General features: G+C 62.9%; 18 protein-coding genes. 11 read left to right on the top strand and 7 right to left on the bottom strand.

Annotated features, from left to right (window positions below; translation table 11 throughout):
* Positions 1–37: 37 nt before the first annotated feature.
* The gene (locus tag AC19YX_RS15230) at positions 38–1,471 is read right to left on the bottom strand and encodes an aminotransferase-like domain-containing protein (protein WP_078470463.1); all 1,434 of its coding nucleotides are present in this window, start codon (positions 1,469–1,471) and stop codon (positions 38–40) included.
* 183 nt (positions 1,472–1,654) lie between these two features.
* On the opposite strand from AC19YX_RS15230, the gene AC19YX_RS15225 reads away from it, so the two are divergent.
* Positions 1,655–1,900, top strand: coding sequence for a DUF1127 domain-containing protein (locus AC19YX_RS15225; protein WP_500606541.1), 246 nt, complete (start codon positions 1,655–1,657; stop codon positions 1,898–1,900).
* Positions 1,901–1,975: 75 nt separating this feature from the next.
* Here AC19YX_RS15225 and AC19YX_RS15220 read toward each other — a convergent pair whose 3' ends face one another.
* The gene (locus tag AC19YX_RS15220) at positions 1,976–3,289 is read right to left on the bottom strand and encodes an NAD(P)/FAD-dependent oxidoreductase (RefSeq protein WP_201128568.1); all 1,314 of its coding nucleotides are present in this window, start codon (positions 3,287–3,289) and stop codon (positions 1,976–1,978) included.
* A gap of 147 nt (positions 3,290–3,436) precedes the next feature.
* Between AC19YX_RS15220 and AC19YX_RS15215 the strand changes: the two genes are divergently transcribed.
* Complete coding sequence (locus AC19YX_RS15215) at positions 3,437–3,790, top strand: YkgJ family cysteine cluster protein (protein WP_020296005.1); 354 nt, start codon at positions 3,437–3,439, stop codon at positions 3,788–3,790.
* 49 nt (positions 3,791–3,839) lie between these two features.
* Here the strand turns inward: AC19YX_RS15215 and AC19YX_RS15210 are convergent, their stop codons facing one another.
* Positions 3,840–4,328, bottom strand: coding sequence for an Lrp/AsnC ligand binding domain-containing protein (locus tag AC19YX_RS15210; RefSeq protein ID WP_007932443.1), 489 nt, complete (start codon positions 4,326–4,328; stop codon positions 3,840–3,842).
* A gap of 157 nt (positions 4,329–4,485) precedes the next feature.
* Here AC19YX_RS15210 and dadA point away from each other — a divergent pair, with 157 nt between their 5' ends.
* The 6 genes from dadA to AC19YX_RS15180 all read left to right on the top strand — a co-directional run bounded on the left by dadA (position 4,486) and on the right by AC19YX_RS15180 (position 10,608).
* The gene (dadA, locus tag AC19YX_RS15205; protein WP_078470583.1) at positions 4,486–5,787 is read left to right on the top strand and encodes a D-amino acid dehydrogenase; all 1,302 of its coding nucleotides are present in this window, start codon (positions 4,486–4,488) and stop codon (positions 5,785–5,787) included.
* Positions 5,759–6,112 carry a RidA family protein gene (locus AC19YX_RS15200; RefSeq protein WP_020296003.1) on the top strand — a complete coding sequence of 118 codons (354 nt, stop codon included), beginning with the start codon at positions 5,759–5,761 and terminating at the stop codon, positions 6,110–6,112. Before dadA ends, AC19YX_RS15200 begins: the two co-directional genes overlap by 29 nt.
* 92 nt (positions 6,113–6,204) lie before the next feature.
* Positions 6,205–7,278 (top strand): alanine racemase, encoded by a 1,074-nt coding sequence (alr, locus tag AC19YX_RS15195; protein ID WP_421548225.1) that lies wholly within the window; start codon positions 6,205–6,207, stop codon positions 7,276–7,278.
* A 128-nt stretch (positions 7,279–7,406) separates the two neighbouring features.
* Positions 7,407–7,955 carry a cupin domain-containing protein gene (locus AC19YX_RS15190; protein WP_020296001.1) on the top strand — a complete coding sequence of 183 codons (549 nt, stop codon included), beginning with the start codon at positions 7,407–7,409 and terminating at the stop codon, positions 7,953–7,955.
* A gap of 182 nt (positions 7,956–8,137) precedes the next feature.
* Complete coding sequence (locus AC19YX_RS15185; protein WP_078470467.1) at positions 8,138–8,551, top strand: c-type cytochrome; 414 nt, start codon at positions 8,138–8,140, stop codon at positions 8,549–8,551.
* 134 nt (positions 8,552–8,685) lie between these two features.
* Complete coding sequence (locus AC19YX_RS15180) at positions 8,686–10,608, top strand: acetyl-CoA hydrolase/transferase C-terminal domain-containing protein (RefSeq protein ID WP_500606540.1); 1,923 nt, start codon at positions 8,686–8,688, stop codon at positions 10,606–10,608.
* Positions 10,609–10,656: 48 nt separating this feature from the next.
* On the opposite strand, the gene AC19YX_RS15175 is transcribed toward AC19YX_RS15180, so the two are convergent.
* Together AC19YX_RS15175 and rep are read right to left on the bottom strand one after the other, a co-directional pair.
* The gene (locus AC19YX_RS15175) at positions 10,657–11,229 is read right to left on the bottom strand and encodes a xanthine phosphoribosyltransferase (RefSeq protein ID WP_020295998.1); all 573 of its coding nucleotides are present in this window, start codon (positions 11,227–11,229) and stop codon (positions 10,657–10,659) included.
* A 71-nt stretch (positions 11,230–11,300) separates the two neighbouring features.
* Complete coding sequence (rep, locus tag AC19YX_RS15170; RefSeq protein WP_500606539.1) at positions 11,301–13,310, bottom strand: DNA helicase Rep; 2,010 nt, start codon at positions 13,308–13,310, stop codon at positions 11,301–11,303.
* Between the two features lie 267 nt (positions 13,311–13,577).
* On the opposite strand from rep, the gene AC19YX_RS15165 reads away from it, so the two are divergent.
* Complete coding sequence (locus AC19YX_RS15165) at positions 13,578–15,251, top strand: putative bifunctional diguanylate cyclase/phosphodiesterase (RefSeq protein ID WP_201128565.1); 1,674 nt, start codon at positions 13,578–13,580, stop codon at positions 15,249–15,251.
* 45 nt (positions 15,252–15,296) lie between these two features.
* On the opposite strand, the gene AC19YX_RS15160 is transcribed toward AC19YX_RS15165, so the two are convergent.
* The gene (locus tag AC19YX_RS15160) at positions 15,297–16,706 is read right to left on the bottom strand and encodes a NorM family multidrug efflux MATE transporter (RefSeq protein WP_078470584.1); all 1,410 of its coding nucleotides are present in this window, start codon (positions 16,704–16,706) and stop codon (positions 15,297–15,299) included.
* Between the two features lie 150 nt (positions 16,707–16,856).
* Here AC19YX_RS15160 and AC19YX_RS15155 point away from each other — a divergent pair, with 150 nt between their 5' ends.
* Together AC19YX_RS15155 and AC19YX_RS15150 are read left to right on the top strand one after the other, a co-directional pair.
* Positions 16,857–17,777 carry a LysR substrate-binding domain-containing protein gene (locus tag AC19YX_RS15155; RefSeq protein WP_078470470.1) on the top strand — a complete coding sequence of 307 codons (921 nt, stop codon included), beginning with the start codon at positions 16,857–16,859 and terminating at the stop codon, positions 17,775–17,777.
* Between the two features lie 189 nt (positions 17,778–17,966).
* On the top strand, positions 17,967–19,943 hold the full coding sequence (locus AC19YX_RS15150; protein ID WP_421548227.1) for a methyl-accepting chemotaxis protein: 1,977 nt from the start codon (positions 17,967–17,969) through the stop codon (positions 19,941–19,943).
* Positions 19,944–20,036: 93 nt separating this feature from the next.
* On the opposite strand, the gene AC19YX_RS15145 is transcribed toward AC19YX_RS15150, so the two are convergent.
* The gene (locus AC19YX_RS15145; RefSeq protein ID WP_500606538.1) at positions 20,037–20,942 is read right to left on the bottom strand and encodes an ABC transporter six-transmembrane domain-containing protein; all 906 of its coding nucleotides are present in this window, start codon (positions 20,940–20,942) and stop codon (positions 20,037–20,039) included.
* Positions 20,943–21,025: the final 83 nt, after the last annotated feature.

Here is a 21,025-nt window from a genome sequence, read left to right as displayed (position 1 = left end):
ATGGTCGACATATGGACGCAGTCTTGGGGGAAAAAGGTCAGTCGGTCGTGCAATCAGTTTCAGCCAGCAGCTTGATCGCGGCTGCGCCCACCTTGCGCACCGCATCTTCGATCTGCGGCGTTGGCTTGGCAGCGTAGTTCATCCGCAGGCAATTGCGGTACTTGCCCGAGGCGGAAAAGATACTGCCCACGGCAATCTGTACGCCCTGGTCGAGCAGCGCGCGGTTGAGCTTGAGGGTGTCGAAGCCTTCCGGCAGTTCGATCCACAGCATAAAGCTGCCCTGGGGCCGACTGGCGCGAGTGCCCAGGGGGAAGTAGCGGCTGACCCAGTCGAGCATCATGTCGCGATTGCGCTGGTATTGAGCGCGCATTTTGCGCAAGTGGGGTTCGAAATGGCCGGCCTTGAGGAACTCGGCAATGGCGATCTGCGGTTGCGGCGCGGTGGAGCCGGTGCTGATGTATTTCATGTGCAGCACCCGCTCCAGATAGCGCCCCGGCGCGACCCAGCCAATGCGCAGGCCCGGGGCCAGGGTTTTCGAGAACGAACTGCACAGCAGCACCCGGCCGTCTTCGTCGAACGACTTGATGGTGCGCGGGCGCGGGTAGGTGTAGGCCAGTTCGCCATACACATCGTCTTCGATGACCGCCACGTCAAAGCGCTGGGCCAGGGTCAGCAGCGCGCGCTTGCGCGACTCGGGCATGATGTAGCCCAGCGGGTTGTTGCAGTTGGGGGTCAACTGTATGGCCTTGATCGGCCATTGCTCCAGGGCCAGTTCCAGGGCTTCGAGGCTGATGCCGGTCAGCGGGTCGGTGGGGATTTCCAGGGCTTTCATGCCCAGGCCCTTGAGGGTCTGCATGGCGCCGTGAAAGCTCGGCGAGTCCACCGCGACGATGTCGCCAGGCTCGCAGATGGCGCGAATGCTGGTTGAAAGCGCCTCATGGCAGCCGGTGGTGATCACCAGGTCATTGGCTTGCAGCTGGCAGCCGGAGTCGAGCAGCAGGCGGGCGATCTGTTCGCGCAGTTCGAGCACGCCGTAGATGTTGTCGTAATACAGGCCGGGCATGTCCTGGCGCCGGCTGATGCGGGCCAGCCCGCGGAGCAGGGGTTTCAGGGTCGGTGTATTGATATCCGGCATGCCCCGGCCCATCTGTATGACGTCTTTGCGCGGCACGCTGCGCACCAGTTCCAGCACCTGTTCCCATTGCGATATCTCCACTGGCCGCTGCGCCGGACGGCCGATGGCGGGCAACGCCGGCAGTTCGCGGCTGGCCGGTACAAAGTAGCCGGACTTGGGCTTGGGCATCGCCAGGCCGTTATCTTCCAGCACTCTGTATGCCTGCTGCACAGTGCTCAGGCTGACACCGTGCTCGACACTCAGGGCGCGCACCGAAGGCAGGCGGTCGCCGGGGCGATAAAAACCCTGCTCAATGCGGGTGCCCAGCAGTTCGGCAAGGTTGACGTAGAGGGTCATGGCAGGCACTCGCGCAAGGGATTGATTAAAGAACCAGTACAGATGGACGGAAAATACAGGATTCAGCCATCGGTGGGGAAATTCTGTATGGAAATAATACCAGCGCTTTGAATCTGTCATGGTTTCAGGCACCCGCGCATCATGTTTGCTCATGGCCACCCAAGTAAACAGGAGCAAACAACAATGAACGGCTTGAGCGATGTGCGTCTGTCGTTACACAGTCAGGAACTGGCGGTTGGGCACGAGCGGGCGATGCAGGCGGTGATGTCCCGCAACGCGCCGCGCGCCCTTGGCCGCTGGGGCCTGTACTGGCATCGGCTGCGTACCCGCAAGGCCTTGCTCGCCCTGACGGCTGACGAACTGCGGGACATCGGGCTTAGCCGGGAGCAGGCGTGCCGCGAAGGGCTCAAGCCGTTCTGGCGTCTGTGAAGAAGGGCTCTGGCGCTGCTGCACGCCGTCAGGCCATTGGGCGGCAGCAATGCCAGGGGGAGGGCGGTTGCGGTGTCAGCCGAGCTCCTTGAGGCGGTGCCAGAGCATGCCCAGTGCCAATAGCGGCGAACGCAGGTAGCGGCCGCCTGGGAAGGTGATGTGCGGCACCTTGGCGAACAGCTCGAAGCCGCCACCCTGCTGGCCGCTGATGGCTTCGGCCAGCAGCTTGCCGGCCAGGTGCGTGGCATTCAGCCCATGACCTGAATAGGCCTGGGCGTAATACACATTCGGCTGGTCCTTGAGCCGGCCGATCTGCGGCAGGCGGTTGGCGCCGATACCGATCATCCCGCCCCATTGATAGTCGATCTTGACCCCGGCCAGCTGCGGGAACACTTGCAGCATCTTCGGCCGCATGTACGCGGCGATGTCCTGCGGGTCACGCCCGGAGTAATGGCAGGCGCCGCCGAACAGCAGGCGCCGATCCGCCGAAAGCCGGTAGTAATCCAGGGCCACCCGCTGGTCGCAGACCGCCATGTTCTGCGGCAGCAACTGCTGTGCCTGCTGCTCGCTCAACGGCTCGGTGGCGATGATATAGCTGCCGGCGGGCAACACCTTGCCACCCAGCTCCGGGTTGAGGCCATTGAGGTAGGCGTTGCAACCGAGCACCAGGGTCTTGGCGCGGACCAGGCCGCGAGCGGTGTGCACCCTGACCTGGCTGCCGTAATCGATGCGGGTCACGGCTGAATGTTCGAACACTTGCACCCCCAGCCGCTGCGCCGCGGCGGCCTCGCCCAGTGCCAGGTTCAAGGGGTGCAGGTGCCCGGAGCCCATGTCGATCAAACCGCCGACATAGCGCTCGGAGCCGACCACGCTGTGCATTTCATGGGCTTGCAGCAGGCGGGTTTCGTGGCGATAGCCCAGCTCGCGCAGTTCTTCGGCGTCTTCGGCGAAACCCTCCAGGTCCCTGGGCTTGTTGGCCAGGTCGCAGTAACCCCAGGTCAGGTCGCAGGCGATCTGGAACTGTTCGACCCGCTGGCGCACGATGTCCACCGCTTCCAGGCCCATCAGCTTCATCTGCCGAACGCCGTCGTCGCCCAGCACCTTGCTGAACTGCTCCAGGCCATGGCCGACGCCGCGAATCAGCTGGCCGCCATTGCGCCCGCTGGCGCCCCAGCCGATCTTGCGCGCTTCCAGCAGCACCACACTGAAGCCGCGCTGGGCCAGTTCCAATGCGGTGTTCAGCCCGGAGAAGCCGCCGCCGACCACGCAGACATCGGCCTGCAACTCTCCGGCCAGCGCCGGATGATCGGGCTGGGGCAGGCTGCTGGCGGCGTAATAGGAGGCGGCGTGACGGTCGCTCGGGGCAGGTTGCTGAACACCGGGGTTCATGTGCGTGAATCCTGATTGGGGTGTTTGGAAAATTTGACGGAGCATAAGCCTGACCTTTCGTCGGCGGCAACAGCGGTCGGGGTGCGCTGTCTGTTGGTGGGCTTTTAGGGCAAAATCCCCGGCTGTATTTGCCCGGTAACCTTGCCAATGAGCTGCAACAGCCAGAAAGTCCGCCTGCTGCGTCAGCAGATTCCCTCGTTCGAGTGCGTCCCCGGTTGCCATGACTGCTGCGGCCCGGTGACCACTTCAACCGAGGAGATGTCGCGCCTGCCACGCAAGACCGCGGCCGAGCAGGACGCTGCCATGGACGAGCTGAACTGCGTGCACCTGGGGCCCAACGGCTGCACCGTGTACGACGAACGGCCGCTGATCTGCCGCCTGTTCGGCACCACCCCGAGCCTGCCGTGTCCCAATGGCCGGCGCCCGGTGGAGATGATCCACCCTCGGGTCGAAAAGCAGATCCACGAGTACATGGCGAGCACCCGCCAGGTGCTGGTCTAGCGCTTTACTTGGGTCGCCCCGGCACTCTCGAGTCGTCCTGCGCCGGATCTCAGTCCGGAATCGGCAGGCTCAGGCTCTCCTTCACCTCTTCCATCACGATATAGCTCTTGGATTCGCGCACGTGGGGCAGCTTGAGCAGGATGTCGCCCAGCAGCTTGCGGTAGGACGCCATTTCGGAAATTCGGGCTTTCACCAGGTAGTCGAAGTCGCCCGAGACCAGGTGGCACTCCAGTACGTGGGGCAGCTTGAGCACGGCGCGGCGGAACTCTTCGAAGGTGTCGCCGGACTTGTAGTCCAGGCTGATTTCGACGAACACCAGCAGGCTGCCCTTGAGGTGCTGCGGATTGAGGCGCGCGTTGTAGCCCATGATGATCCCTTCGCGCTCCAGGCGCCGGACCCGTTCGGTGCAGGGAGTGGTCGACAGACCGACCTTCTCTCCCAGCTCGGTAAACGAGATACGCCCGTCGGCCTGGAGGATGCGCAGGATGTTGCGATCTATCTTGTCCAGCTCGCGTTTTGTCTGGTGATTAGTGCGCATAGGGGATGCACCTCCGTCAAAAGGGTTTTTGCCGAGAATTGTCGCCAAATATAGGCAGTTATATAGTGAAATGCACTGCCCATTGCTTTTTATACTGCGCACATCTTCGCTCTGAATAACAAACGTCAGCGGTTTAGCCGCGATGAGGGATATGAAAATGCGCGTTATGGTCTTGGGTAGCGGCGTAATCGGTACCACCAGTGCCTACTATCTGGCCCGAGCAGGTTTTGAAGTGGTGGTGGTCGACCGTCAGCCGGCCGCTGCCATGGAAACCAGTTTCGCCAACGCCGGTCAGGTGTCGCCGGGCTATGCCTCGCCATGGGCCGCACCGGGCGTGCCGCTCAAGGCCATCAAGTGGCTGCTGCAGCGCCACGCGCCGTTGGCGATCAAGGCCACCGCCGATATCGACCAGTACCTGTGGATGGCGCAGATGCTGCGCAACTGCACCGCCAGCCGCTACGCCGTGAACAAGGAGCGCATGGTCCGCCTGTCCGAGTACAGCCGCGACTGCCTCGACGAACTGCGCGCCGAGACCGGCATTGCCTATGAAGGCCGCAGCCTGGGCACTACCCAGCTGTTCCGGACCCAGGCCCAGCTCGATGGCGCGGCGAAAGACATCGCCGTGCTCAAGGAGTCCGGCGTGCCTTTCGAACTGCTCGACCGCGAGGGCATCGCCCGCGTCGAGCCCGCCCTGGCCAACGTCACCGATATCCTCGCCGGCGCCCTGCGCCTGCCTAACGACCAGACCGGCGACTGCCAGATGTTCACCACGCGCCTGGTGGAAATGGCCACCCAACTGGGTGTGGAGTTCCGTTTTGGCCAGGACATCCAGCGCCTCGACTTCGCCGGCGACCGGATCAATGGCGTATGGATCGACGGCAAGCTGGAAACCGCCGATCGCTACGTGCTGGCCCTGGGCAGCTACTCGCCGCAACTGCTCAAGCCGTTGGGGATCAAGGCCCCGGTGTATCCGCTCAAGGGTTACTCCCTGACCGTGCCGATCACCAACCCGGCGATGGCCCCGACCTCGACCATTCTCGACGAGACCTACAAGGTCGCGATCACTCGCTTCGACAACCGTATCCGGGTCGGCGGCATGGCCGAGATCGCGGGCTTCGACCTGTCGCTGAACCCGCGCCGGCGCGAAACCCTGGAGATGATCGTCAACGACCTCTATCCTCAGGGCGGCGATCTGGCGCAAGCCAGCTTCTGGACCGGCCTGCGGCCGACCACCCCGGACGGCACGCCGATTGTGGGTGCCACACCGTTCCGCAACCTGTTCTTGAACACCGGTCACGGCACCCTGGGTTGGACCATGGCGTGCGGTTCCGGTCGCTTGCTGGCTGACCTGATGGCGAAGAAAACGCCGCAGATCAGCGCCGAAGGCCTCGATATTTCTCGTTACGGTAATTCTCAGGAGACAGCCAAGCATGTCAATCCAGCGCCAGCTCACCAATGAACGCATGAGCCAGATTGTCGTTCACAGCGGCACCGTCTATCTGGCGGGGCAGGTCGGCGACGACATGACCGCCGGAATTGAACAACAGACCAGCGAAACCCTCGCCAACATCGAGCGTTTGCTGGACCTGGCTGGTACCGACAAGAGCAAGTTGCTGTCAGTGACCATTTACCTGAAAGACATCGACGCCCACTTCGAGGGCATGAACGCTGTCTGGGACAAATGGCTGCCAAAAGGCGTCGCTCCTGCCCGTGCCACAGTCGAAGCCAAGCTGTGCGAGCCCGAGATCCTGATCGAGCTGTCCGTAGTCGCCGCTTTGCCTTAAACACCGATCCCTCTGCCGGTGCTGTCGGCGGCTCACGCCTTCGGCCAGCACCGGTTTTTTCTTCCCCCATGACCGCCTAGAAGTCTGCCGCCATGCGTCCTGCCCGTGCCCTGATCGACCTTCAAGCCCTGCGTCACAACTACCAACTGGCCCGCGAGTTGTCGGGCGTCCGTGCCCTTGCCGTGATCAAGGCCGATGCCTATGGCCATGGCGCGGTGCGCTGTGCCCAGGCACTGGAAGGCGAGGCCGACGGTTTTGCCGTGGCCTGCATCGAAGAAGCCCTGGAGCTGCGCGCGGCGGGGATTCGTGCGCCGGTGCTGCTGCTCGAAGGCTTTTTCGAGGCCGATGAGTTGGCGCTGATCATCGAGCATGACTTCTGGTGTGTGGTGCATTCGCTGTGGCAACTCGAGGCCATCGAGAAGGCAACCCTGGCCAAGCCGCTGACGGTCTGGCTCAAGCTCGACTCGGGCATGCACCGGGTTGGCCTGCATCCCAAGGATTATCAGGCTGCCCATCAGCGGCTGCTGGCCAGTGGCAAAGTGGCGAAAGTGGTGTTGATGAGCCACTTCGCCCGGGCCGATGAGCTCGATTGCGTGCGCAGCGACGAGCAGGTGGCCGTGTTTCAGGCTGCCCGCGAGGGGCTGGCGGCCGAGGTCAGCCTGCGCAACTCGCCGGCGGTCCTGGGGTGGCCGAGTATTCCCAGTGACTGGGTGCGCCCCGGCATCATGCTGTATGGCGCAACCCCGTTCGAAGAAAACAACCCGGTGGCCGCGCGCCTGCAACCGGTCATGACCCTGGAATCGAAAGTGATTTGCGTGCGTGAGTTGCCAGCCGGCGAGCCGGTGGGCTACGGCGCCAAGTTCGTCACCACGCGGCCGATGCGCATTGGTGTGGTTGCCATGGGGTATGCCGACGGTTACCCACGCCAGGCGCCGACCGGCACGCCGGTTCTGGTGGCTGGCCAGCGCAGCCAATTGCTGGGTCGGGTGTCCATGGACATGCTGTGCATCGACCTCACCGATGTGCCGCAGGCCGGCCTGGGCTCGACCGTGGAGCTGTGGGGTAAAAACATCCTCGCCAGCGACGTGGCGATGGCTGCGGACACTATTCCGTACCAGATTTTCTGCAACCTGCGCCGAGTGCCAAGGCTCTATTCCGAGGGCTGACGGCCAGTGGTCGGAACCTGACAGGCCGCTCCTGGGTGGATTGGAGGGCAAGTGTTGTAAATACTGAACGCTATCGCCATGATAATGCTCAATTACAACAACGCCTGATTCCCTAGGAGACTGCCGCATTGGACGTCGGTGAACGACTGCAATCCATCCGTAAACTGAAAGGTCTTTCCCAGCGTGAACTTGCCAAGCGCGCGGGCGTCACCAACAGCACCATTTCGATGATCGAGAAGAACAGTGTCAGCCCCTCGATCAGCTCGCTTAGGAAGGTTCTTGGCGGCATCCCCATGTCCATGGTCGAGTTCTTTTCCGAGGAAATCCTCCAGGAAACCCCGAGCCAGATCGTCTACAAAGCCCATGAACTGATCGATATTTCCGATGGCGCCGTGACCATGAAACTCGTGGGGCGCGCCCATCCCAGCCGTGCCATCGCCTTTCTCAACGAGATCTACCCGCCGGGCGCCGACACCGGTGAGGAAATGCTCACCCACGAAGGCGAAGAAACCGGAATTCTCGTGGAAGGCCGCCTTGAACTGGTGGTCGGGCTTGAAACATTTGTGCTCGAAGCGGGCGACAGCTACTACTTTGAAAGTACCAAGCCGCACCGTTTCCGAAATCCTTTCGATGTACCGGCGCGACTAATCAGCGCAGCCACGCCAGCGAATTTCTAATAGAAGAGGCGTCCTGCAAGGCTTGCGGCGACGCCCGAAGTGCCATTTCGCCACCTTTAAGACCCCATCGACTTTAGGGTTGTTTCAGTGTGGCGGGCTAACCGTTATACTTGCGCCCGCCTGCGAAACCGTGGCCGTGGGCGTGACTAGCCACCATTGAGGGTGTACGCGTGAACCTAATTATGAAAATGCTGGCCGCACCAGCAACCGTATTGGCCCTATGGGCAGTCAGCGCTCAAGCTGCGACTAATGATGATATTGCCCAACGCCTTGCACCGGTCGGTCAGGTCTGTGTTCAGGGGCAGGAATGCAAGGGCATGGAAGTCGCCGCCTCTGTCGGTGGTGGAGGGGCGAAAACCCCTGATGAAGTGATTGCCAAGCATTGCAACGCTTGCCATGGCACCGGTCTGCTCGGCGCACCGAAAATCGGTGACACCGCAGCCTGGAAAGAGCGTGCCGATCACCAGGGCGGCCTCGACGGCATCCTGGCCAAGGCCATTACCGGGATCAACGCCATGCCGCCAAAAGGCACTTGTGCCGATTGCTCCGATGACGAGCTCAAAGGCGCCATCGAGAAGATGTCTGGCCTGAAATAAGGTCAATCTTCAGCGAAAAAGCCGCTTACGAGCGGCTTTTTTGTGCCCGCGATTCGGCCTCCACACTGGTCAATGCAGTAAAGACCCGGCAAGCTCGGTCCAACCCCAATTCATGGAACGTTCGGGAGAGTCGTATGGTGCAGTTGTGTTCAATCGAGCAGGCAGTCGATGACGTGCTGGCGCGCCTGCCGGCGCATATTCACATGGGCATGCCCCTGGGCCTGGGCAAGCCTAACCAGTTTGCCAATGCGCTGTACCGCCGCATCAAGCAACTGCCCGAACGGCAGCTGACCATCTACACCGCCTTGAGCCTGGGCCGTCCGACCCTGGGCGATGGCTTGCAGAAGCGCTTTCTCGAACCCTTTGTCGAACGCATATTCGGCGACTACCCCGAGCTGGATTTCCTCGCCGACCTGCAACACGACAGCCTGCCCCGCAACATCCATGTCGAGCAGTTCTTCATGCAGCCCGGGAGCCTGCTCAACAGTGCCCCCGCGCAGCAGGACTATGTCAGCAGCAACTACAGCCACGCCGCCCGCGACATCAACGCCAGTGGCCTGAACCTGGTGGCGCAGTTGGTGGCCAGCCACCCTGATCATCCGGATCGGCTGAGCCTGAGCTGCAACCCGGACATCACCCTTGATCTGCTGCCGATGATCGCCAAGCGTCGTGCTGCCGGCGAGACCATCCTCATGGTCGGCCAGGTTCACGACGAGCTGCCGTACATGCCGGGTGACGCCGAACTCGACATGGACGGCTTCGATCTGCTGATCGATGAAAAGGACCGCACCACGCTGTTTTCCACGCCGAACATGCCGGTGGGGTTCCAGGACCATTTCATCGGTTTGCACGCCAGCACGTTGGTGCGCGACGGCGGCACTTTGCAGATCGGCATCGGCTCCATGGGCGACGCCCTGACCGCCGCATTGCTGGCCCGGCAGGCAGACAACGACGCCTATCGCTCACTGCTGACCGACATCGATGCCTATTACTGGGCGCCGCTGATTGGCCGCGAAGGCGGAGTCGAGCCCTTTGCCAAGGGCCTCTACGGTTGCAGCGAAATGTTCGTCAACGGCCTGCTGGTGCTGGCGGACGCCGGGATCGTGCGGCGCAAGGTCTACCCGGATATCAAGACCCAGCAGCAGGCCAATGACGGCACCCTGGATGAAGCGGCGCAAACCGACGGCATCTCGGTGCATGGCGGGTTCTTCCTGGGGCCGCACAGTTTTTATCAGCGCCTGCGGGAGCTGCCGCAAAGCAAGCGCCTTGAATTCAACATGACGCGCATCAGCTACATCAACGAGCTGTATGGCCAGGAAGAGCTCAAGCGCCTGCAACGTCGGGATGCGCGGTTTATCAACAGCTCGATCATGGTCACCTTGCTCGGTGCCGGTGTCGCCGATCAGTTGGAAGACGGCCGGGTGCTGAGTGGGGTCGGCGGGCAGTACAACTTCGTCGCCCAGGGCCATGCGCTGGAAGGCGCGCGTTCGGTGCTGATCCTGCGCAGCTGGCGTGAGTCGGGCGGCGAGGTCAGTTCGAACGTGGTCTGGGAGTACGGGCACTGCACCATCCCGCGCCATCTGCGCGATATCGTGGTCACCGAGTACGGCATCGCCGACCTGCGGGGCAAGACCGACGCCAAGGTGATCGAGGCCCTGCTCAATATCAGCGACTCACGCTTCCAGCCCGGGCTGATCGAGCAAGCGCAGAAAGTCGGCAAGCTACCCAAGGACTTTCAGCTGGAACCGCGATTTACCGACAACAGCCCACAGCGTTTGCAGACGATTCGCGCACGGCACCCGCACTTGTTCCCGGAGTATCCGTTGGGCAGTGATTTCAGTGCGCAAGAGCGGGATCTGCTGCGGGCCCTCAACTGGCTCAAGAGCAAGTTCAAGCTCACCGAGATTCTGGAGCTGGGCAAGGCCGCGCTGGACGCGCCGGAGGCCGAGGCTTTTCCCCTGCACCTGGCGCGCATGCAGCTGGAGAAACCCGAAGGCTTGCGTGAGGATCTGTATCAGCGGCTGCTGCTGGCAGCCTTGCAGGAAACCCGCCTGTAACGGCGGACCACCCGTGGCGCCGGCACGCCGCCGGCGCCGTCGCGCACTTTACTCGATGAAGCTGACCACGCCGCCGGCCAGGGATTGCACGCGGGCCAGAGACTCCACGCGGTAGCCTTGGGCATCCAGTTCGGCACGCCCGCCCTGGAACGACTTTTCGATGACGATACCCAGGCCGGCAACGGTGGCGCCGGCCTGCTTGATAATCGAAATCAGCGCCTGGGAGGCCTTACCGTTGGCCAGGAAGTCATCGATGATCAGCACCCGGTCGCTGCTGGTCAGGTGCCGTGGCGAGATGGCCACGGTGCTTTCCGTCTGCTTGGTGAAGGAGTAGACGGTGGCCGACAACAGGTTCTCGGTCAGGGTCAGGGACTGGTGCTTGCGGGCGAAGATCACCGGCACACCGAGGTTCAGACCGGTCATGATCGCCGGGGCAATGCCCGAGGCTTCGATGGTGACGATCTTGGTAATGCCCGAGTCCTTGAACAGCGTGGCGAATTCGTCGCCGATCAGCTTCATCAGTTGCGGGTCGATCTGATGGTTGAGAAAGGCGTCGACTTTCAGGACCTGATCGGAAAGCACGATGCCTTCTTCGCGAATTTTCTTGTGCAGTGCTTCCATGAAGCTTTCCTCTTTGGGCGCCTTGTGCGCCTAAGCGCTGATAAATAGAGTGCGGTAAAAAGTCGGCAATTCTAGCGCTTTAACATCGCGCGTATATCCGCCAGTGCGGTGTTTCCGCGAACGGCTTTGACTTCGGTCGGCGTGTCGTCATTGCCTTCCCAGGCCAGGTCGTCCGGTGGCAGCTCATCGAGAAAGCGGCTGGGCGCGCAATCGATGATCTCGCCGTACTGCTTGCGCTTGGCGGCAAAGGTAAAGGCCAGGGTCTGGCGTGCGCGGGTAATGCCCACGTAGGCCAGGCGCCGCTCTTCCTCGATGGTGTCGGCTTCGATACTGGAGCGGTGCGGGAGGATTTCCTCTTCCATGCCCATGATGAACACGTAGGGGAATTCCAGGCCCTTGGAGGCATGCAAGGTCATCATCTGCACGCCTTCGGCGCCGTCTTCCTCTTCCTGCTGACGTTCCAGCATGTCGCGCAGGACCAGCTTGCCGATGGCGTCTTCGACGGTCATGTCGCCGTCTTCGTCTTTTTCCAGGGTGTTTTTCAGGGCTTCGATCAGGAACCACACGTTGCCCATGCGGTAGTCGGCGGCCTTGTCGCTGGAGCTGTTGGTGCGCAGCCAGTTCTCGTAGTCGATGTCCATGACCATGCTGCGCAGGGCAGAGATCGGGTCTTCGCCGGCGCACTGCTCGCGCACCCGGTCCATAAAGCGCTTGAAGCGCGCCAGGCGGTCGGTGAAGCGGCTGTCCAGGTGCTCGCCGAGACCGATTTCATCGGTGGCGGCGTACATCGAAATCTTGCGTTCGGTGGCGTAGTTGCCGAGTTTTTCCAGGGTCGTCGAGCCGATTTCCCGGCGCGGAACGTTGATCACCCGCAGGAAAGCGTTGTCGTCATCCGGGTTCACGATCAGGCGGAAGTAGGCCATCAGGTCTTTCACTTCCTGGCGTCCGAAAAAGCTGTTGCCGCCGGAAAGCCGGTAAGGAATCTGATGGTGCTGCAGCTTCAGCTCGATCAGCTTGGCCTGATAGTTACCGCGATACAGGATCGCGAAATCGCTGTACGGGCGATCGGTGCGCAGGTGCAGGGTGAGAATCTCCACCGCTACCCGCTCAGCCTCGGCGTCTTCGTTGCGGCAGCGGATCACGCGGATCTCGTCGCCGTGGCCCATCTCGCTCCACAGTTGTTTTTCAAACTCGTGGGGGTTGTTGGAGATCAGCACGTTGGCGCAACGCAGGATACGGCTGGTGGAGCGGTAGTTCTGCTCCAGCATCACCACTTTCAGGGACGGGTAGTCGTCCTTGAGCAGCATCAGGTTTTCCGGGCGGGCGCCGCGCCAGGCGTAGATCGACTGGTCGTCGTCGCCGACCACGGTGAACTGGTTGCGCGTGCCGATCAGCAGCTTCACCAGCAGGTACTGGCTGGCGTTGGTGTCCTGGTATTCGTCCACCAGCAGGTAGCGGACCTTGTTCTGCCATTTTTCCAGGATGTCGGCGTGTTCCTGGAACAGCTTCACCGGGAGCAGGATCAGGTCGTCGAAGTCCACCGCGTTGAACGCCTTGAGCGTGCGCTGGTAGTGGGTGTAGACGATAGCGGCGGTCTGTTCCTTGGGGTTGCGTGCGTTTTCCAGAGCTTCGGGCGGCAGGATCAGGTCGTTTTTCCAGGCGCCGATCATGTTCTTGATCTCGTCGACGCCGTCGTCGCCCGAGTATTCCTTCTGCATGATGTCGGTCATCAGGGCCTTGACGTCGGTCTCGTCGAAGATCGAGAAGCCCGGTTTGTAGCCCAGCCGCACATGTTCCTTGCGGATGATGTTCAGGCCCAGGTTGTGGAAGGTGCACACGGTCAGCCCACGGCCCTCGCCGCCCTTGAGCAGGGTGCCGACACGCTCCTTCATCTCCCGCGCCGCCTTGTTGGTAAAGGTCATGGCCACGATGTACTGGGCGCGGATGCCGCAGTTCTGGATCAGGTGCGCGATTTTGCGGGTGATCACGCTGGTCTTGCCGGAGCCAGCACCGGCGAGCACCAAAAGAGGGCCGCCGACGTAGTTCACGGCTTCTTGCTGCCGGGGATTGAGTCGGGACATGACGGAAAAGGGAGTCTGTTGCGAAATGGGCGGGCATTTTAACAGGCTGGACAGATTCTGCTGCCTCTCTCCGACTTGTGACGCAACACGCGATCTAAATTTGCCGGTTTTGATACTTTCCCGCAGGATGCGCGCTGAATATGCGTCTAATGTTCGAGTTAGAGCGGTACAAGAAATTGCGTTTGATAATCAATACCATTTGTCATTGTTTATTCGCGCGTCATAATGCCCACCGCCAACTTCTTTTGCAGAGTCTAGGGAGCTAGCTTGTCTAAGCCTGTCGAACCCTTGCGTTTGCTGCTACTGGCCGAAGAGCCGGCATGGGCAGCGTTGTTGCGCGAGTGTCTCGCTCCGTTGGGAGACTCGGTTGTGCTGATCAGTGCCCCGACCTGGGATTCTGTCAGCCGTCTGTTCAATGACGATCGCAGCGCGGTCTTGTTGACCATTGCCTCCTTGCAACCGGCCCCCGGTCGCTGCAGTTTGCCCACCGTCCTGCTGTTGGACCACGAACCCTCGGTGACCCCGGTGGGTGTCAGTGACTGGCTGATTCGCAGCGCCCTGAACCCCGATATCCTGCGGCGTTGCCTGCGCCATGTGCGTGAGCGCGGCGTGCTGGAAACCACGCTGCAGCGCCTGGCCGAACAGGACCCGCTGACCGGTATCGCCAACCGACAGGGGTTCCAGACCCTGCTTGCCGCGCGCCTGGTTGAAAACGAAGGACGCGGGCTGGCACTGGGGCACCTGGACCTCGACAACTTCCGGCATGCCAACGACGCCCTCGGCCACCAGGCCGGCGACCGCTTGATCCTGCAGGTGGTCTCGCGGCTCAAGAGCCAGCTTGAGGCCGGCGATCAACTGGCGCGCCTGGGCAGCGACGAGTTTGCCTTGCTGATCGATACACGCCGTGCGCCGCAGCGGGCCGAATGGATGGCCGAGCGCATTACCGAGGCCATGGCCGAACCCTACTGGATCGACGGCGAAAGCCTGCTGATCGGCTGCAGCCTGGGCGTGGCCCATGCCCGGGCCAATGCCGGGGCGGACCCGCTGATGTGGCACGCTCACATCGCCATGCAGCAGGCCAAGAGCACCCAGGGCTGCACCTTTCATATCTTCAATGAACGCATCAATCGCAATGCCCGCAGCCTCGCCGATCTGGAAAGCGAACTGCGCCGAGCCTTGCGCCGCGACGAGCTGGAGCTGCATTACCAGCCGCGCCTGAACCTGCATGACGGACAAATCGTCGGCCTCGAGGCCCTGGTGCGCTGGCGCCACGGCGAACGGGGCCTGCTGCCGCCCAGCGAGTTCGTGCCCCTGGCCGAGCAGAGCGGGCTGATCGTGCCCTTGGGGTACTGGGTGATTTCCCGTGCCCTGCGGGACATGCAGGCCCTGCGTGAGCGCGGCTTGCCGCCGCTGCACATGGCGGTCAACCTGTCGTTCCGGCAGTTCCAGGACAGCCAGTTGCTGTCGACCCTGAGCCGGCTGATTGCCGAGCGCGGCGTCGAAGCGCAGTGGCTGGAGTTCGAACTGACTGAAACCGCAGTGATGCGCCGCAGTGACCTGGTCAAGCAGACCATGGACGCCCTGGGGCGCCTGGGCGTGCGCTTTTCCCTGGACGACTTCGGCACTGGCTTCTCGTCCTTCGTGCACCTCAACAGCCTGCCGATCGCCCTGCTCAAAATCGACAAGAGTTTTGTCGGCGGCATGGAGCTGCGCGAGGAGAACCGCAAGTTGGTGCACGCCATGATCAACCTGGCGCACAACCTCAACCTGGAAGTGGTGGCCGAGGGGGTCGAAACACCGGAGCAACTGGCCCTGCTGCGCGGCTTCGGGTGCGACCAGGCGCAGGGGTACCTGATCAGCAAACCGCTGCCCCTGGCGGAGTTGGTGGAGTACCTGACCTTTGGCAGCAGCCAGCGATCCATGGCGGACGTGGTGAGCTAACCCGCCTGGCGAGGGGGCAATCCCGCTCGCCAGTTCAACCGATCTTTACGAATCCACCTGGGCCGAGGCATAGGCCGATGGCTGCACCTGGGGCTCCAGGCGCAACATGCGTTTCATCCGCCATTCGAAGGCCAGGGTCAGGCTGATGGCGGCGCACGCCAGGCCCAGGGCCAGGCCCCACCACACGCCGGTCGGCCCCCAGCCCAGGGTGAAGGCCATCAACCAGGCCGCCGGGGCCCCGATCAACCAGTAGCAGCCGAGGCCGACGAGGAAGGTGGTCTTGGCGTCCTTGAGCCCGCGAATCGCGCCCATGGCGATGGTTTGCGTGCCGTCGAACAGTTCGAACCAGGCCGCTACCGCCAACAGGCTCACGGCCAGGTTGATCACTTCGCGGAAGGCCGGGTCATTGTGGTCCAGGAACAGCCCGATCAACTGATTCGGCAGCAGCCAGAACACCATGGCAAAACACAGCATCGCTACCGCACCGAAGGCGATCCCCACCCGTCCCGCCAGGCGCGCGTCGAGCAATTGCCCAGCGCCGTAGTGCTGGCCGATGCGCATGGTGATCGCATAGGAAATCCCCGCCGGCACCATGAACGCCACCGAAACGATCTGCAACGCGATCTGGTGCGCTGCCAATTGGGTGCTGCCCATGGTGCCCATGCACAGCGCGGCGAAGGCAAACAATCCGACCTCGACCGCATAGGTGCCGCCGATGGGCAGGCCCAGGCGCCACAGCTCCCGCAGGTAGTGGCGGTTGAGCCGCGACAGGCCCTGGCGCAACGGATAAGCAGCGTACGCCGGGTGCTGCCGGATGTGCCAGGCCAGAGCCAGGGCCATGCAGTTGGCGACGATGGCGGTCACCAGGCCGATGCCCATCAGGCCCAGTTTCGGCAGGCCGAACATGCCGGTAATCAGTGCGTAGTTGAGCAGGAAGTTGGCCACGGTGCCGCCCAGGCTGATGACCATCACCGGCGTGGCGCGGCCGATAGCGCTGGTAAAGCCGCGCAAGGCCATGAAGCTCAGGTAGCCGGGCAGGGCGAAGGGCAGAATCAGCAGGAACTGCGCGGCGGAGTCGACGTTGGTTTCGGTCTGGCCGAACAGCAGCAGCACCGGCTTCAGGTTCCACAGCAGCAGGCCTGCCACCAGCGCCATCAGCCAGGCCAGCCAGAGCCCGGCCTGGGTCAGGCGCGTGGCGCCTTCGATGTCGCCGGCACCCTGACGAATCGCCACCAGGGTGCCGACCGCGGCAATTACCCCGATGCAGAAAATCGACACGAACGAATAGCTGGCCGCGCCCAGCCCGCCCCCGGCCAGGGCCTCTGGGCTGAGCCGGGCCATCATCAGGGTGTCGGTGAGGACCATCAACATGTGCGCCAACTGCGAGGCGATCAGCGGCCCCGCCAGCCGCAGGATGGCCCGGAGTTCGGTACGTGCTGGATGCTGCATGGTCATCAGGCTCGGCAATGGGCAATGGGTCAAGAGCGCTGATTCTCGGCGCTTGTGGCGCATTGCACAAAAGGATAAAAACGATTACTGGCATGATTAAAACTCATGCGAACTCGTTTCTGGTAGCGTGGCCGCACCGCCCACGGAGAGCGTTACATGTCTCGTCGTCTTCCTGCCCTGTATGCCTTGCGCGCCTTTGAGGCTGCGGCCCGGCACAGTTCGTTCACCCGCGCGGCCGAAGAGTTATCGATTACCCAGAGCGCGGTCAGCCGACATATCCGCACCCTGGAGGAGCACTTCGCCTGCCGGTTGTTCAAGCGCAGCGGGCGTAACCTGCAACTCACGGAAGCCGCGCGCCTGCTGTTGCCGGGCGTTCGCGAAGGCTTCAGCGCCCTGGAGCGGGCCTGTAATACCTTGCGCGCCGAGGATGACATTCTGCGGATGAAGGCGCCGTCGACCCTGACCATGCGTTGGCTGCTGGCGCGGCTCAGCCGTTTTCGCCACCTGCAGCCGGGCAACGAGGTGCAACTGACCAGCGCCTGGATGGACATCGATTCGGTGGACTTCAACCAGGAACCCTTCGATTGCGCGGTGCTGCTGAGCAACGGCCACTTTCCGGCGGACTGGGAGGCCAGCTACCTGTTTCCCGAGCTGTTGATCCCGGTCGGTGCGCCGAACCTGCTCAATGACCAGCCATGGGATGTGGCGCGCCTGGCCGTCACCGAATTGCTGCACCCGACCCCGGACCGCCGCGACTGGCGCAGCTGGCTGGAGCGCATGGGTTTGTCCGATCAGGTCTCGCTCAAGGGCGGGCAGGTCTTCGACACCCTGGAGCTGGGGATGATTGCCGCGGCCCGGGGCTACGGCGTGTCCATGGGCGATTTGCTGATGGTCGCCGAAGATGTGGCCCAGGGTCGGCTGAGCCTGCCGTGGCCGACTGCGGTGGCCAGTGGCGAGAACTATTACCTGGTCTGGCCGAAAACCCGGCCCGGAGGTGAACGTTTGCGCCGCCTCAGCGATTTTCTCCAGGGCGAGGTCCAGGCCATGCAATTGCCTGAGGTAGAGCGCCTCGGCTGAAACGATGTAGCGCCCGTGGGAGCGGCCTTGAGTGATAACCGTGCGAATTGCTCAAGTATTCATCGTTGCCGCCGAATCCTAGAAAGTGGAACTTGCGTCCTGCAGCGTTCCCCCCGTCCCCCTTACTGGAAAATTTTGCCGAGCACGCGACCTGATCAGGATGATCCGGGCTCTCGGTCAGGAGCCGTCATGCCTCAACCCCGTGCCCGTATTGCCTCACAGCTGGGCCTTGCCCTGGCTGTGATCTTGGCGATCGTGATCAGCGGCAGTGCCGTTTTTGCCCTGCGTTCGCTGGATTCCGCCAACCTCGACACGCGGGAAGAGCACCTGGCCAGCGAAGCGCGGCTGCTGGCCGATCAGCTCAACACGTTCCACAGCACCCTGCGCGAAAGCACCCAGCGCCTGAGCGGGCTGTTCGAAAAACGCTTCAGCGGCGGCCTGAGCCTGCACCCCGAGCAGCCGGTGACAGTGGCCGGCACCTCCACGCCGGGCCTGCACCTGGGCGGCCAGGTGTTGAACAACAACTTCGAGGAGGTCGACGAGTTCAAGCAGATGACGGCTGGCGTGGCGACCGTGTTTGTCCGCAGCGGCGATGATTTTGTCCGCGTCAGCACCTCGCTGAGCAAACAGGACGGCAGCCGCGCCATCGGCACCTTGCTCGACCATGCCCACCCGGCCTACCAGAAGCTCATGGCGGGGCAGGGTTACGTCGGCCGCGCGCTGCTGTTCGACCGCTCCTACATGACCCAATACACGCCGGTGCGCGACAGCAGCGGGAAGGTGATTGCGGTGTTGTTCGTCGGTTTCGACTACACCGATGCGCAGAACGCCCAGTTCGACAATCTCAGGCGCTTCCGCATCGGCCAGACCGGTTCTCTGGCCTTGCTGGATGAGCAAAACAAATGGCTGGTTCCGCCTGCCGGCGTGCAGGCGCTGGATCAGGCGCTGCCGACCATGGCCGAGCTGATTCGCCAACCGGGCAAGGGCCGCTTCTGGAGTGACAAGGCCGAAGACTTCTACAGCCTGGCGGTGCCGTTCGAGGGTGGCCCCTGGGCGGTGGTGGCGAGCATGCCGAAAGCGGAAATCCGCGCGGTGACCTGGAGTGTCGGCCTGCGCCTGGTCATCGGCAGTCTGCTGGCGATGCTGCTGGCGGTTGGCGCGGCGGTCTGGCTGTTGCGCAGCAAACTGGCGCCCCTGGCAGACCTGGTGCGTCAGGCCGAGGCCCTGGGCGCCGGCGACTTGAGCGTACGGCTGAATGTGTCCAGCCAGGATGAGATCGGCCAGTTGGCGCGCAGTTTCAACCAGATGGGCGAAGCCCTGTCGACTATGGTTGAGCACATCCGCCGGGCGGCCCAGGAGGTCAACGGCCGGGCCCAGGCGTTGTCCGGATTGTCCGGTGGCGCCTACGAGGGCATGGAGCAGCAGTCCGGCGAAATCACCAGCATGGCGGGCGCCGTGGAAGAGTTCAGCGCCACCTCGCTGAACATCGCTGACAACATGGGCAACACCGAGCGCCTGGCTCAGGAAAACGCCCAGCAGACGCGCATCGGCCGCACCTCGATGGAAGAGGCTTCATCCTCCCTGGAGCAGATCGCTAGCGCCCTGAACAGCACCGCCACGGTGATCAACACCCTGGGCCAGCGCTCCCAGGAAATCGGCGGCATTGTCGGGGTGATCACCGCCATTGCCGACCAGACCAACCTGCTGGCGCTCAATGCGGCCATTGAAGCCGCCCGGGCTGGTGAGCAGGGGCGCGGATTTGCAGTGGTGGCCGATGAGGTGCGCAACCTGGCCTCGCGCACCCGTGAGGCAACCGATGAAATCTCGGTGATGATCGGCAGCATCCAGCAGGAAACCGGCAACGCCATCAGCACCATGGAGCAGGGCAACCGGTTGATGCAGGAGGGCCTGTCGCGCAACGCCAATGTGGCTTCGGCCCTGGCCCGGATCGATGAACAGAGCCGCAGTGCCGGCCAGCAGTTCGCCGCCATCACCACCGCGACCCAGGAGCAGAGCAGCACCGCGACCCTGCTCAGCAGCAACCTGCAAAGCATTGCCCAGGCCAACAGCGAGCAGCGTGAAGTGGTGTCCAACCTGGCGATCACCGCCAAGGAACTGGAAGCTCTCGCCGCCGACCTGCGTCACGAAGTCGACCGCTTCCGCTAAAGCGCGTCGCACACCTGTAGCCGCTGTCGAGCCTGACTGCGCTGGCCTGATGGAACACCGGGCAGTGGCCGCGCGCTGAGCGGCGCTCGGCGGCTACAGGCCGGGGTCTACCCGCTTGCCGATATCCCGCAGGCGGGCCAGTTGGTCGACCATGGTCGGCGCCTCGTCCAGGCTGCTGACAAAAGTCCACAGGTAGGTCATCACCGCATACACATGGCCGGCCTTGACCGCTGGCGACAGGGCCAACTGGCTGATGGCGACCACAAACAGCGCCGCCGCCACCGTGCCGAGAAACAGGTAGGCCACCGCTTCGCGGTCCGAGAGCCGGATGCGTAGGCGCGACAACACCCGGTAATGGCGCTGCAACGACGCCGCGCCGACCCGGGCGACCATGCCGATCTCTTTTTCCAGCCGGTCATTGAGCCGCTCATGCAGTGCCTGGTTGCGCCGGGCAAAGCGTGGCAACAAGGCGCAGCACAGGATCAGCGCCAGCAGGCACGCCAGGCCGATCCACGGCTCGATCAGCGCCAGCATCGCCGCTGCGCCGACAATCGAGACCAGGGCGGTGGCGATGGTCGGAATGTGTTTCTCGAAGAAATCGACGAACTCCCGCGCCAGCACCACCCGTGCCGCGGCGGTGGACGTGTCCTGATTCAGCAGGCGCTGGTTGAGGATCACCGGCACCGCGAGGTCGGTGTAGATGCGGGTGAAGGTCCGGGTGTCCACGGCGCGTCGCGCGGCACCGACCACCCAGAACGCCAGCACCACCACCGCGTACACCAGGGCGCTGCCGGTGTCGCCGCGAATGATCGAGTCCACCGCAAAGCCGGCGAACAGCGGGTAGGCCAGGAGCAGGGCGTTTTCCAAGGCCACCAGGCTCAGGGTGAAAAACAGTTTGCCGGGGTACGCCCGGGCGATGGCCTTGAGGGTTTGGCCAGCGGATTGCTGACCGATTTTTTTGCTTTGATCCACAAGAATTTGCGACGTAACGGCTGACATGGGTGCACCGAAGGGAAGATAAACGCTAATATTGAGCGACTGCTCAATTATCTTTGAGCGATCGCTCAAAAAGCAAGCGCCGT

Source organism: Pseudomonas sp. MF09150 (genome assembly GCF_059862355.1).
Note: the sequence above shows the minus strand (reverse complement) of the source record. Positions and strands in the feature narration are given on the sequence as shown.